General features: G+C 55.7%; 9 protein-coding genes and 1 pseudogene. 5 read left to right on the top strand and 5 right to left on the bottom strand.

What is annotated here, in order from left to right; translation table 11 throughout:
* Nucleotides 1-87: 87 nt before the first annotated feature.
* From LVD14_RS00440 to LVD14_RS15505, 4 genes and pseudogenes are all read left to right on the top strand, one after another.
* Nucleotides 88-1812, top strand: coding sequence for a potassium/proton antiporter (locus LVD14_RS00440; RefSeq protein ID WP_237132057.1), 1725 nt, complete (start codon nucleotides 88-90; stop codon nucleotides 1810-1812).
* 96 nt (nucleotides 1813-1908) lie between these two features.
* Nucleotides 1909-2943, top strand: a complete 1035-nt coding sequence (locus LVD14_RS00435) for an alpha/beta fold hydrolase (RefSeq protein ID WP_237132056.1) — start codon at nucleotides 1909-1911, stop codon at nucleotides 2941-2943.
* A 225-nt stretch (nucleotides 2944-3168) separates the two neighbouring features.
* A pseudogene (locus LVD14_RS15510) lies at nucleotides 3169-4395 on the top strand (malic enzyme-like NAD(P)-binding protein); the annotation flags it as partial.
* Nucleotides 4369-5466, top strand: a complete 1098-nt coding sequence (locus tag LVD14_RS15505) for a phosphate acyltransferase (protein ID WP_317622688.1) — start codon at nucleotides 4369-4371, stop codon at nucleotides 5464-5466. The pseudogene LVD14_RS15510 and the gene LVD14_RS15505, both read left to right, overlap by 27 nt.
* Here the strand turns inward: LVD14_RS15505 and LVD14_RS00425 are convergent, their stop codons facing one another.
* The 3 genes from LVD14_RS00425 to LVD14_RS15500 all read right to left on the bottom strand — a co-directional run bounded on the left by LVD14_RS00425 (nucleotide 5467) and on the right by LVD14_RS15500 (nucleotide 9215).
* A complete protein-coding gene (locus LVD14_RS00425; protein WP_237132054.1) occupies nucleotides 5467-6759 on the bottom strand; it encodes an acetyl-CoA C-acetyltransferase in 1293 nt (430 codons plus the stop codon).
* Complete coding sequence (locus LVD14_RS00420; protein WP_237132053.1) at nucleotides 6752-8860, bottom strand: 3-hydroxyacyl-CoA dehydrogenase NAD-binding domain-containing protein; 2109 nt, start codon at nucleotides 8858-8860, stop codon at nucleotides 6752-6754. The genes LVD14_RS00425 and LVD14_RS00420 overlap by 8 nt, the downstream gene beginning before the upstream one ends.
* Nucleotides 8861-8933: 73 nt before the next feature.
* Complete coding sequence (locus tag LVD14_RS15500) at nucleotides 8934-9215, bottom strand: alkaline phosphatase (protein WP_317622687.1); 282 nt, start codon at nucleotides 9213-9215, stop codon at nucleotides 8934-8936.
* Between the two features lie 251 nt (nucleotides 9216-9466).
* On the opposite strand from LVD14_RS15500, the gene LVD14_RS00410 reads away from it, so the two are divergent.
* Nucleotides 9467-11701, top strand: coding sequence for an acyl-CoA dehydrogenase (locus LVD14_RS00410; protein ID WP_237132052.1), 2235 nt, complete (start codon nucleotides 9467-9469; stop codon nucleotides 11699-11701).
* A 60-nt stretch (nucleotides 11702-11761) separates the two neighbouring features.
* Here LVD14_RS00410 and LVD14_RS00405 read toward each other — a convergent pair whose 3' ends face one another.
* The gene (locus LVD14_RS00405) at nucleotides 11762-12904 is read right to left on the bottom strand and encodes an SO2930 family diheme c-type cytochrome (RefSeq protein ID WP_237132051.1); all 1143 of its coding nucleotides are present in this window, start codon (nucleotides 12902-12904) and stop codon (nucleotides 11762-11764) included.
* A 5-nt stretch (nucleotides 12905-12909) separates the two neighbouring features.
* On the bottom strand, nucleotides 12910-14220 hold the full coding sequence (locus LVD14_RS00400; RefSeq protein ID WP_237132050.1) for a parallel beta-helix domain-containing protein: 1311 nt from the start codon (nucleotides 14218-14220) through the stop codon (nucleotides 12910-12912).
* Nucleotides 14221-14307 lie beyond the last annotated feature (87 nt).

The raw sequence follows: 14307 nt of genomic DNA, 5'->3' as shown, positions 1-14307 counted from the left end.
GCAAAATAAGCCCTGGCCAACTTCACGCATGATGCGGTTGGCCTGCTAAACTGATAGTCAACGCTAAATCGACAGCCCGGGGTAAGCATGGATTTTCTGTCCATCAACAGTCTTTTTCTGATTGGCGCACTGCTGGTGGGTTTCAGTGTGCTGGTCAGTGCCCTGTCATCCCGGTTGGGCATTCCCATCCTGGTCATCTTTCTTGGTGTTGGCATTCTCGCGGGTGAAGAGGGAATAGGCCGCATACAGTTTGATGACTATACCCTGGCGTTTATCGCCAGCAATCTCGCGCTGGCCGTCATCCTGTTTGACGGTGGTATGCGCACGCGGGTGGCAACCTTTAAAGTCGCACTCGGTCCTGCTCTGTCACTGGCTACCCTTGGCGTTGTCATTACTGCCAGCCTCACCGGCCTGGTGGCCGCGTGGCTATTTGAGCTCAGCCTGTTACAGGGACTGTTGATCGGTGCCATCGTCGGGTCCACTGACGCCGCCGCAGTTTTTTCGCTGCTGGGTGGCAAACACATCAATGAGCGAGTCAAGGCCACGCTGGAGATTGAGTCGGGCAGTAACGACCCGATGGCAATCTTCCTGACGGTCACGCTGATTGGCATGCTGGCGCAGGTGCAACAGGCAGGACAGACCTCGGTGCTGAGCTTTGCCGTTCAACTGGCACAGCAGTTTGGTTTCGGTATTGTGTTCGGCATTGCGGGCGGATGGCTGCTGCTCAAACTGATCAATCGCTCCACGCTGGCCAATGGGCTATATCCGCTGCTAGCGGTAAGTGGGGGCTTGCTACTGTTCGCTCTGACCAACTATGCCGGTGGCAGCGGTTTCCTGGCCATTTATCTGTGTGGCCTTTTTCTGGGCAATCGGCCGCTGCGCAGCCGCGTTTCCATTCTCAGTGTTCTGGATGGTCTGGCCTGGCTCAGTCAGATTGGCATGTTCCTGATACTGGGGCTCTTGCTGACTCCCAGCGAGCTGCTACCCATCGCAGTGCCTGGCATGCTGCTGGCACTGTGGATGATTCTGGTTGCACGACCGCTGGCCGTGATGCTGAGCCTGGCATTTTTCAGCCGCTTCAAATGGCGCGAGCGCTGGTATATCTCCTGGTTGGGGCTGCGTGGTGCGGTGCCCATCATTCTGGCTGTGTTCCCGGTAATGGCAGGGCTGCCGGAGTCGCAGCTATACTTCAATCTGGCCTTCTTCGTGGTGCTGGTGTCGCTGCTCGTCCAGGGTGCCTCCATTCCGATGGCCACCCGCCTGGCACGGGTGCAGGTGCCTTCACAGCCTCAGCCGATCTCGCGTTCTGGGCTGGAGATACACCCGACCAGTGAATGGGAGCTGTTTGTTTACCGGCTTGGGGCGGAAAAGTGGTGCATTGGGCGAGAGCTGCGCAAATTGCGCATGCCCGAGGGCACACGTATTGCGGCGCTGTTCCGCGGCCGTGAGCTGCTGCACCCTACCGGTAGTACACGACTTCTGGCTGACGATATTCTGTGTATTGTTGGTCATGAACACGACCTTCCAGCGCTGGGCAAGCTGTTCAGCGAAGCACCCGCTCGCGGCATGGATGACTGGTTCTTCGGTGACTTCATTCTGGACGCCGCCGCCCGACTTGCCGATCTGGCGCCGGTCTATGGTCTGCATCCAGGCACTGATATCAGCGAACAGACGATTGGCGAGTACCTTAACCGCCGCATGGGTGGTAAGCCAGTACTGGGCGATCAGCTCGAGTGGCAGGGATTTGTCTGGACCATCGCTGCAATGGACGAAGGACAGATTAAGCGGGTTGGCATGAAGCTGGCGCGCTGAGCGGCCACCTGTCAATTGATCCCGTTTCAGGTACACTGAGCTACCCTGATACATACGACTACCAACTATAAGAATTGAGTAAAACAGGAGACTTACATGCCCTTCCGTAAACTGATAACCCGTCTGAGCGTCGCGGCAGCGATGTCGGCCGGGCTGGCCTTCCAACCTGTGTTTGCGCAGGAAGGTTATACACCACCGGATGAGCCGCCAGCCGACTGGGGCCCCGTGTCGGAGATGATGGAGGAGATTGAATACCCCCATCCAGTCGAATTCATGGACATCGAGCATTTCAGCCAGGAAGGTGTGATGGCATACATGGACGTCGCACCAACTGGCACGCCTAACGGTCAGAATGTGATGCTGTTCCATGGTATGAACTTTGGTGGCATTGGGTTTGCGCCGACTATTGACGCCCTCTCCGAGGCAGGCTTCCGGGTGGTCGTGCCGGATCGTGTCGGTTATGGTAAATCATCAAAACTGGATATCCCCTACAATCTGAGCATGTTCGCCGCGGACGCCAAGAAACTGCTGGATCATCTGGGAATTGAACAGACCGCCATCGTGGGCCATTCCATGGGTGGCATGCTGGCCGCGCGCTTCACCATGACCTATCCGGATACCACCACACACATGGTGCTGGTCAACCAGATTGGCATGAGCGATCAGCGCCAGGGTCGCCCATGGCGCGATATCCATGAGGCGGCAGAGGGTGTGAGAACTGGCACCAGCTATCAATCCATTCTCGCCAACCATATGCGGTACTACAATACTGAAATACAACCAGAATATCTGGAATTCGTCCGGATGCAGTACGGTCAGACCCTGATTGACTCATGGCCAAAGCTGGCCCGCATTCGTGCATGGCAGCAGGGTATTCTGTACTTCGATCCTGTTGTTTATGACTGGCAGCACATCGATACCAAAGCATTGGTGCTGGGTGGTCAGGATGACCGTCTGACTCCGAACTTTGCCGAGCAGTCACAGCATATTGCCAATACGCTGCAGAACGCTGATATTCATCAGTATCCGGGCATCGGCCACAACCCGCACTTTGAGTATCCCGAGCAGTATCATGAAGATCTGATTGCTTTCCTGAGCTCAGACCCTGATACGGAAGCAACTGATTGGTAAGAGTTTTTTAAAAAACTGTAAAAAAGGAGCCCCGGTGGCTCCTTTTTTATTTGCGCTATACTGAGTTCTTGCCCGTAAATTCTGAAAGCTGCATTGACGCTCATAGCCAGCTATAATGTCCGAGCGATCGTTCAGTGTGTTGGACGTCATAGAGTCAGCTGGATCGCGGGCATTGCAGCGACAGTGTCGTTAACTTTTTTACTGTGAAGGATCAGGAAGGAATTCATGTCAGACGACTCTTTCAAGGACAGCGCACTGCGCTACCACGCCGAACCTGTCCCCGGCAAACTGGCCATTCGTCCCACCAAGCCACTGGCGAACAATCGGGATCTATCCCGCGCCTACTCACCCGGTGTTGCGTTTGCGTGTGAAGCTATCGTGGAAGACCCCACCGAAGCTGCGCGTCTAACCTCGCGTGGCAATCTGGTTGCGGTTATTTCAAATGGTACCGCCGTGCTGGGACTTGGTAACATCGGGCCGCTGGCCGCCAAGCCAGTCATGGAAGGCAAGGCGGTATTGTTCAAAAAATTTGCTGACCTCGATGTTTTTGATATCGAGATCAATGAGACAGACGTCGACAAGCTGGTTGAGATCATCGCATCACTGGAGCCGACATTCGGTGGTATAAACCTCGAGGACATCAAAGCACCAGAATGTTTCCTGGTCGAGCGCAAGCTGCGCGACATCATGAAGATTCCGGTATTCCATGATGATCAGCACGGCACGGCAATCGTGGCGGCCGCGGCGGTCTATAACGGACTTAGAATCGTCAACAAGAAGTTCGAAGACATTAAGCTGGTTGCTTCAGGTGCGGGCGCTGCAAGTATTGCCTGTGTCGAGTTGCTGCTGAGCATGGGCGTGCGCAAAGATAACGTACGGATGCTGGACCGCAATGGGGTGATCTATAAAGGTCGCCAGGAAGGCATGAACCCCTGGAAGGAAAAGTTCGCTGTTGATACCGAAGATCGTACTTTAAGTGATGCAATCAAAGATGCAGATCTGTTTCTGGGCCTGTCGGGTCCAGGTGTCATGGATGCGGAGATGGTCAAAAGTATGGCACGTGACCCTCTTATTCTGGCCATGTCCAATCCGATTCCGGAAATTATGCCTGAGGAAGCGCGTAAAGCCCGCCCTGACGCCATTCTTGCCACCGGTCGCTCAGATTATCCGAACCAGGTGAATAACGTTCTGTGCTTTCCGTTCATCTTCCGCGGCGCACTCGACTGTGGCGCCACGCATATCAATGATGAAATGAAGCGAGCCTGTGTGCGGGCGATCGCTGACCTTGCGTTGCGGGAAGTATCCGAGACAGTTGCCAAAGCGTATATTGACGAGGATCTCAAGTTCGGACGCGAGTACCTGATTCCCAAGCCATTCGATCCGCGCCTGATCGAAGAGGTGCCACTGGCTGTCGTGAAGGCGGCCATGAAAAGTGGTGTCGCTACCCGACCAATTGAAGATCTGGACGCCTATCGCAACAAGCTCAGTGCATACGTAAACAGCAGTCGTCTGTTCATGCAGCCCAATATAGACCTGGCGCGCCGACACCCGGCCAGAATCGTTTATGCCGAGGGTGAAAACGACGATGTACTGCTTGCCATGCAGGCAGTGGTGGACGAGGGGGTCGCCAAACCCATTCTGATCGGCCGGCCTCCGGTCATTAATGACAAGATAAAAAAGATTGGTCTGCGATTGGAGCCGGGCAAGGACTTCCAGGTATTCAACTCTGAGGAAGCTGACGTCCACGAACGCTACTGGCAGTTTTATCATCAGCATGTCGGCCGTTCAGGCGTCTCGGTCGAGGCAGCCAAAACAGCTGTTCACAGCAACACCACCGTGCTTGCAGCCCTGATGGTGGCACTTGGTGAGGCAGATGGCATGGTGTGTGGCAAAGTAGGGCGGTTTGATACGCACCTGCACGATATTCGGCCCATCATTCGATCTACCAAGGCGGGAGGCCGCCTCTCTTCCATATGTGTATTGCTGATGGATGATGGCCCCCTTTTCTTGACCGATCCCTTTGTTAATGTGGATCCGACCGAAGAGGATGTTGTCGAGATTGCCAAGGATGCTGTCCGTTTTGTGCAGCAGTCATTCGACATCGAACCGGTAGTAGCACTCCTGTCACATTCAAACTTCGGAACTTATGAAGATAGTTCGGCGATCAAGATGAAGCGCGCTGCGCATCGTCTGCGCATGGAACTGCCAGAGGTTCAGATAGACGGGGAAATGCACTCGTTGACCGCATTGAATCCTGAGATGCGCGCGACTGTGTTTGACGGCGCCAATATCAAGGGGCGTGCAAACATTCTGGTCATGCCTAATATGGACGCGGCCAGTATTGCCCTGGGGTTATTGCGTTCGCTGACAAACGCCCGCCTGATCGGACCTTTCCTTAACGGGCTGGAGAAGCCAGTGCACATCCTGATTCCGTCAGTGTCAGGCAGGGGCATCCTGAATTTGACTGCGCTGGCATCGGCAGATATCTACCAGCGCGATCAAAGCAGCCATTCGGGCGCCTGATTACGGGCGCTCGACGATGGCGGCAACTCCCATGCCGCCAGCGGTGCATATTGATATCAGGCCACGGCCGCTGCCCTTCTCCTCGAGGATGGCGGCCAGTGAGCCGAGAATGCGGGCACCCGTTGCGGCAAAGGGGTGACCAAACGCCAAAGAACCGCCTTTGATATTCATCTTTTCCCGATCGATAGCGCCCATGGCCTTGTCCCGATTGAGTCGGGAGCGGCAAAAGTCGTCATCTTCCCAAGCCTTGAGTGTGCACAGGGCTTGAGCGGCAAAAGCCTCATGAATCTCATAACAGTCGAAGTCCTGCAATGACAGCCCTGCCTGCTGCAGCAATTCACTGACGGCGACCGCAGGTGCCATCAGCAGGCCTTCGCCATGCACAAAGTCGACAGCACTGCTGCGGCCGGCCGTCAAGTATGCCTGTATGGGCAAATTGTTGGCTTTAGCCCATTCTTCACTGCATAGAAGTACTGCTGCAGCACCGTCGGTCAGTGGTGTGCTGTTGCCAGCAGTCAATGTGCCGTGTTTGCGATCGAATGCCGGCTTCAGCGATGCCAGTTTTTCCAGCGATGAGTCAGCCCGCAAATTATTGTCGCGAGCAACGCCTTCATACTGACTCACCAGATCATCAAAGAATCCGGCATCGTAGGCTGCGGCGGCTTTCTGATGGCTTTCCAGTGCCAGTTGATCCTGCTCTTCGCGTGTCACTCCCCACTCTTGCGCCATCAACTCACAATGCTGACCCATGGAAAGACCGGTTCGCGGCTCTCCATTGGCAGGCGGGCGTGGTGCAAGTTCAGAAAGTCCAAAACCCTTGAAGGCTGCAAGCCGCTGCTTGAAGGTCCGGGCCTGACCCATTTTGATCAAGCGGTGTGCAAAGCGTCGCTGAAACACGATCGGCGCATCACTGGTGGTGTCTGTTCCTGCGGCGATCGCACAGTCGATCTGGCCGGTGGCTATTTTTGCTGCAGACATCAGGGCCGCCTGCAGCGAGGTGCCGCATGCCATCTGCAGAGTAATGCCGGGTGTGGCCGGTGACAGATCGGTGCTCAGCACTGCCTCACGTGCCAGGTTCCAGTCTTTGCTGTGTGTGGTTACAGCGCCTGCGACTACCTCGTCAATCTTTTTACCGGACAGCTCGAAGCGGTCACTGAGCTTTTGCAGTGTGTCAGCCAGCATGTCCAGATTGCTGAGTTCAGCATAGGCCGTGTTTGACCGACAAAATGGCAGCCGCACGCCGCCAGCAATGACTACTTTGCGAAGGGACGTATTTGCATCAGCGTTATACACGGGTTTCGGTCTCCTGCTCAGGCTCTTCTGACGCGTTGTCGTCGGGCGTTTTTTCGGATGTCTCCTGATTCGAAGGCGATGCAATCCGATATTGCTCGTCCTGGTGTTCCAGGTAATAAAGTGGCCCACCCCTGAACGGCGCAAAGCCAGTGCCGAATATCATGCCTGCATCAAGCAGGTCTGCATCACTGACTACTTCATCATTAAGTGCCGCACGGCACTCGTTGATGTAGGCATCGACCAGCTTCTCGGCGAGTTCGGCCAGGTTGTGCCCGGACACATTGTTGCTGTTTTTCTGGGGTTTGTCTTTTTCCCACCGGTAAAGGCCATGTCCGGATTTTTTACCCAGTTTGCCGTCATCTACCAGCTTCTGGATAAATGCTTTTTCCGGGCTTTCAGGCAAACCGTCGTCCTGGTCGGATTGAAGCACATCGGTAACCATCAGACAGACATCAAGGCCTACTGTGTCGGCGAGTTCGACAGGCCCCATCGGCATGCCAAAGGCCTCGGCGGCAGCATCCAGCGCCTCGGCTGGCACACCTTCGCGATGCAATCGCAGGGCTGTCATCATGTAGGGCGCAAGCACACGGTTAACCAGAAAGCCGGGGCTGCTTTTGACGGGCAGTGGGAAACGGCTGATCTGCTGGCAAAAGGCTGCTCCTTTCTGTGCTTCTTTCTGAGAGGTTTCTGGCCCGGATACAACTTCTACCAGTGGCATTTTTGCGACCGGGTTGAAGAAATGCAGGCCGATAAGACGACTTGGGTCGTCCAGCACGCTGGCCAGCGTCTCAAGCGGAATGGCGGATGTATTGGTAGCCAGTACCGCGCCTGATTTCATTTTTGGCGCAATATCCTTGAACAGTGACTGTTTGGCTTCGGCGTTCTCGAAGATGGCTTCGATGACAATGTCGGCCTGACCCACAAATTCGGCCTCGACATCGGGACGCAATCGATCCAGCGCTGCCCTGACCTTTGCAGTGTCCTTCAGTTTTTTCTGGAACTGCTTCTCGGCCCGCTTTATGGCTGCGCTGACGCTCTTCATGTCGCGGTCCTGCAAAGTGACCGTCAGGCCTCGCAGAACACACCATGCGGCGATATCACCGCCCATGGTGCCAGCTCCCACTACATGAACGTGACGAACGGCAAAATCGACATTCTTGCCCTGAGATTTCAGGCGTTCCATCAAGTGGAAGACGCGACGCAGACTTTTGGCTGTCGGCGATACCATCAATTCACCGACAGCCCGTGCCTCCTCCCGCATCATCTTCTTGCGGTTACCGCCATAGGTCTGCCAGGTATCGATCAAGCGAAAAGGAGCAGGGTAGTGTTCGGGACGCGCTTTGCGCTGGGTCTGCTTGCGTATCTGGCCTGCGAGAATCGATCTTACCGGCCAGACGTTGCTCATGCTGCGCATCAGGCCAGGCCCGCGGTGCTTTTTGCCTTTAAGAACGGCGTCACGGGCCGCCCAGAGCAGTTCTTCGTGACGACCGATCACCTGATCCACAAGGCCAATCGAGCGGGCCGCGCGCGCACTGATCTGGCGAGCCGTCAGCATCAGTTCCATGGCCTTGATGCCGCCGATGGTCCGCACTGATCGCACCGAGCCGCCGAAGCCAGGGAAAATACCCAGTTGTGTCTCAGGGAATCCAAGCTTGGTCGACGGCACATCTTTGGCAATACGGTAGTCACAGGCCAGCGACATTTCCAGGCCGCCGCCAAGGCAGTAGCCCTCAATTGCGGCGACGGTGATGCACTTGAGTTGTTCAAGCCGGTTGAACATCTCGTGGACGCGCTCTATTTCGCGTGTCACAGCGCTGGCGTCGTCGAAACCTTCAAATTCCTTGACGTCGGCGCCGAACACAAAGCCAGTGGTTTTGCCGGACATCAGCACCAGGCCGCGCGGCGAAGACGTCTCAGCCAGCGCGACAAGCTGCTCAAACTCCTCAAGCACGGCGCGGGAAAGCGAATTGACGCGCTCTCCCTCACGATCCAGATAGGCATAGATGATATTGTCGCGATCACGCGACAGACGCCAGTGTCGGAACTTGTTGGCATTGGCGTCTACGGCTTCGGGTACTGACGTGGCAGACGTCTCTGTCATGGCGACCTCACTCAGTCTGAAAAGAACTTCCTTACCTCATTCTGCCTGAGCGGGCCAAGACTGACAAATGCTTCTACCAGCCCAGCGCGTGCCATTTCCGGCAGCGAGGGTTCAGTGATGTCAGATGCCTCGCCGCCTGCAGCATCAGTGATGGTACCTCATTGCCCATGGATGAGGCGCAATCGGCCCGATTGACATGCTGGTTAACGCCGATAAGACCAGCACGTGTCTTGATGCCGCTCATCATGGCTGTCATGGTGCCGGCACAGTCCGGTGTTTGCTGATTGGTGTTATAGGTCTTGGAAAGTGCAACGCCAGCGCCTGTTCCAGAGCCCGCCGGCCGCTGTTCAACCAGTATTCAGGGGTTTCGTTCGCAGGAGCGGGGTATGGGGCAGTCTGCAGATTCCGGGCGGTGAGCACTAGTGGGACGCACAGGCCCAGCAGAGCGACTGACAGTTTAGCAAGAGCGACCATTATTACTCCTGGACGGAAAAACAATGGTGTTGTAAAAAAGTGAATATATTCATAAAGACGATCGGTCGTTTAATGCGTACAATGTGGATAACACGTTTTTGTTCATTTGTTGTGACAAGGTGAGAGGAAGCTATGTTTGGTGCAATCATGAAGTTCATGCGCGACAACAATGTGCTGCCGCGTATCTCCGATACCGAACGACAGGCACTGGAGGCGGGCACCGTCTGGGTGGATGGCCAGATCTTCTCCGGTAATCCCGATTTCAGCAAGATGCTGGCTGAGCCCTATAACCAGCATTCCGAGGAAGAGCAGGCATTTATCGACGGGCCAGTCGAAGAGTTGTGCCGCATGATCGACAACTATGAGGTTGTTACAACCCGGAAAGTGCCCGATAAAGTCATCAAATTCCTGAAAAAGCAGGGTTTTATGGGTTTGTTGATTCCCAAGCAGTACGGTGGCAAAGAGTTTTCGACACTGGCCATATCCTCCATCATGGCCAAGATTAACGCTTACAACCCCACCGTGGGTACGCTCGTAGTCATTCCAAATTCGCTGGGTGCCGCCGAGCTACTGAAGCACTATGGTACTGAGGAGCAAAAGGACGCCTATCTGCCCAAACTGGCCAGTGGTGAGTATGTGCCATGTTTTGGCCTGACAGAACCAACAGCTGGCTCTGACGCAGCATCCATCAAGGCTGAAGGTGTGGTCTTCAAGGACGACGACGGGGTCATCAAGGTTAAGCTGAATTTCCGCAAGCGCTATATTACGCTCGCGCCGATTGCCAACCTGATCTCACTGGCCTTTCAGATGCACGATCCGGAGAACCTCCTCGGCAAAGGCGAGTATCCTGGTATTACAGTGATGCTGCTTCATAAAGGCACGCCTGGCCTGACCACCGGCAATCACCACCTGCCCATCGGCATGAGCTTTTACAACGGCCCCATCATTGGCGAAGACGTGGTGGCACCCGTGGATCAGATCATTGGTGGTCCAGAGTATGCCGGGCAGGGCTGGCGCATGTTGATGGAGCAGTTGGCAGGTGGACGTGCCGTGTCCCTGCCAGCCGGCGCGATTGGAGGTATGAAGATTGCCGCTGCGGCAACAGGCGCCTACTCGATGATCCGGAATCAATTCGATATTCCGATTGGCCTGATGGAAGGCGTGCAGGAAAAAGTTGCCCGCATCGCCGCATTTGCCTACCTGTTTGAAGGCGCGCGTATCTACTCGTGCTCCGCACTGGATGCCGGAGAGCAGCCACCGGTGGTGTCTGCCTTGCTGAAGTCCAGCAGCACTGACTACGGGCAGCGCAGCCTGATCGACGGTATGGATGTGTTTTCCGGTGCCGGTGTCATGCAGGGGCCGAACAACATCCTGGGTGGCGGTTATGCGAGTGCACCGGTGAGCATTACGGTGGAAGGTGCCAACATCATGACGCGGACGCTGATCACCTTCGGACAGGGTGCAACCCGCTGTCATCCTTACGCTCTGCCGCTTGTGAAAGCGGTTGAAGACAACGACGCAACGGCATTCCGCAATAAGCTGCTGGGTTGGTTGTGGCACACGACCAGCAATTTTGGTCGCAGCAAACTGCGGGGCCTGACGCGTGGTTTCAGCGCCGGCAGCCCGGAATCAGGTCCGGTGGCCACCTATTATCGACGGCTGGCATGGGCCTCATCGCGCTTTGCACTGCTCGCCGATCTTGCACTTTACCTGATTGGTGGCAAGCTGAAGGCACGCGGAAGCCTGGGCGGGCGTTTTGCTGATGCACTGACCTGGCAGGTGCTGGCGCTGGCCGCACTGCGCCGCTACAAAGCGGAAGGCAACAAGCCTGAAGACCTCCCATTGGTGCAGTTCAGCTGTGAATTCGCCCTGGCGCAGATTCAGGAGGCATTTGAAGGCATTCACGCGAATTTTGACGTGCCCGTTGTAGGCTGGTGGCTGCGCGGACCTTCCGCCCTGTTCCTGCGCCTGAACCCACTGTCACGTGGGCCTTCAGACAAGGTCATGAAGCAGGCAGCAGCGTCCATTCAGCTAATGAACGAGCAATACGCAAGAGTGACGCAGGGAATCGCGCCATTCGCCGAGGACGCCCCCGGTATGGGGCGTCTGCTGAAGGCCTTCCGCTTGTACACAGAAGTGCAACCCATCGTGAAGAAAATCGTCAAGGCTCAAAAAGAACGGAACCTGCCGCGCGGCACAGCGTACGCACTGGCTGATCAGGCTGTGTCAGCAAAGGTCATCAGCAAGGCTGAGGGAGAGGCATTAAAAGCGGCCAATCAGGCGGCGATGGATGCCATCGAGGTTGATGAGTTCAGGCCTGAAGAGTACTTTCAGATACAGCAGACGGCAGCCAGAAACGCTGCCTGAGTTGTAGGGTCCGGATTGGTCGCCAAGCAGGTAATAGTGGACTAAGGTGCTTTTGATGCCTTAGCTACAATTGCCTGTCTGCTGCCGGATCCACTCATCGATCAGCAACAATCCGCTGTCGTGGGTCAGGCTGCGTCCCACCTCCGGCATCAATACTCCGACCTCATTGCTTTCGATTCTGAAACTCAGAATCGAATCTTGAGGGTGACCTGGTACTATTGAGTAAGGTCGCCCTCCCGAACCTCGGCCCGCTGCAACGGGTGGTTTGCATACCCCAAGTTCCAGAGGCTTGCTCGCGCCAGAGTGCAGAAACAGGCCGGATGTGTCGCCGCTACCGCCAGGCTGATGACAGTGTGCACAATTAACATCCAGATAACTTCGGGCGCGTTGCTCCAGATTATCAGTAGCGCCCGGTTGCCATACTGCCGCGGCAGGCAGCTCGTTGACAGCAGGCTCTTCATCAAGCCATTGTCGCGACCATAGCGCGGCCAACTGATTTTCCGCAGAGCCGTCGGCGACCATTGCGTGATTCAGATTGGCTACCGAGGGGCCGATTGGCGAGAGTGTGTCCTGATTCTGATCCAGATTGTGACAGGCGGCACACTCGTTGCGATTGGGAACCACGTAGGCAAATGATTCAACCGTCGCGCGTGGATTTTCGTTGCTGTGTAATCGCAGGCGCTTGACGGCCCCGGTTATCTGCAGCGTTGCGTCAGTCTGCTCCTCATTCCACACATAGGGCAGTGCCTGCCAGCCATCCGCCTGATGAACCAGCAGTCGGGTCTCGATCAGCCGCACCTGGTCCAGTGCCAGACTCGCCCCATCAAATGCAACAAGTCGTTGTTCGGTCAGCTGTACATCCGCGGCGTCGGCGGCGTCGCGGGCGCGCGGATAGTAGAATGTTTTGCTGATCACCGTGCCAACCGGGAAGTCCAGGCTGCCGGTGTCGGTCAGCTCGGCAGTGGCACCGTCGGGCAGCCACAACGTGCGGAGTTTTAATGCATAGTCACTGAACAGCGGGGTCGCCAGATCGTAAGGAAGAACGGCAGCATTCAGGATCAGCTGTCGGTCCGCTACCTGCGCAATCTGCCAGTCAGACAGTTGGGTCGGAATACTATCGCGGGCATACAGTTTCGGTGCCGACGGATCCTGGCAGGCGCCTAGAACCAGCGCCGTCACCAGTAATGAAAAACGCCAACTCATCGATCTTACATATCCATGGTGGTCGGCAGGCTGACAGCAGGCAGTGCCGAATGCCGGCACTGGTGCGCTTCACCACCCATGTGTGGATTGGCACTGTTGTTGGCAGCATCTATATTGAGTAACTGAGCCTCGCCATTGTCGATACAGATTGCGTACTCTGCCGCCATCCGTTCCGGATGGGTGACTCCGTCCCAGACAACATCAGGCAGACGACCCTGCTCACCAAACATGGCGAGCCGCAGTGCATCCAGTTCCGGTCGGGAAGGTGATGCGCCGCTGCTGCCGAATTGATTGTCATAAATGAAAATCGTTTCAGGGTAGGGGTCGAAAGCTTCAGCCATTTGCCGGTCTGAATACCCAGCACTGAAATAACTGGAGATCAGAATGTTGGCAGTGTCATTGTTGTCGAACTCGTTATTGAAGATCTCGACTTTGTCGTTGGAGTTTATGATCAGTCCAGAACCTGCCGGCACGCTGGAAACAGCGGTCCCCGGTGGTGCGAAATTCGCGGTGTTGTTATCCCGGATATCATTTTCATAAACGCGGGTGGTATGGCCGGCGACCGGCAGGTTGGGCATGTTAAATACCAGTATTCCGCCGGTGTTGTTGATGGCAGTGTTGTTATAAACATCTGCACCAACTGTGTTCTCAATCTCTATGCCTGCCACGTTATATTCTGCCCGATTACCACGCACAATCACGTTTTGGGACTGGCCGACATAGATGCCAGCGTCAGAAGCAGCGATTGCCACAGAGTCTTCAATCAGTGTGTGTTGTGTCTGGACGGGATAGATTCCATAAGCGCCATTACTGGTATCGGGGCCGTTGGTCCACTCAGTTCTGACGCGACGAATCACGATATGATCGCCTCTGGCAATCTTGAGTGCGTCGCCCAGGGTGTCCTCGATAGCGATATCCTCGATTGTAAAGTTGCTGGCGTTGACCAGCAGACCTTCGGCTCCGGCCACCTGATCCTGAAATGTGAGAATCGTTTCGTCCATTCCGGCGCCGCGCAGCGTGATTCCGTCAGTGTTCAGTGTCAGGCTGCGATCAAAGCCATAACGGCCTGCGGGCAATGTAATGACGGAACCTGGTTCTGCTTCCAGGAGCGCCAGTTGCAACTCTGACACAGGATCATTGATTTCGATGTTTATGGATGCAGCAGAGGGCGGGGAATCGGCAGGCGGCGAACAGGCTGCCAGCACTGAAGCAATAGCAAGAAGCAGAAGCCGGCTGTGAGCAGGGATCGTAAGTTGCTTCGGTGTGAAATCAGATACGCGGCTTGTCAGGCGGGTCCAGCATGTTCTTATTGTCATGGAACACCTCAGGTTAAGCTGTAGTGACCTGCTAAAGCTACGCCGCTCCAGTATTTTTTGCAACTTGTCGGCACCTTCGCATCGGGC

This window comes from Pseudohongiella sp. O18 (genome assembly GCF_021729085.1).
In the GTDB taxonomy this organism is placed as follows: domain Bacteria; phylum Pseudomonadota; class Gammaproteobacteria; order Pseudomonadales; family Pseudohongiellaceae; genus Pseudohongiella.
The sequence above is the reverse complement of the archived record's forward strand: the minus strand, read 5'-3'. Positions and strand labels throughout refer to the sequence as shown.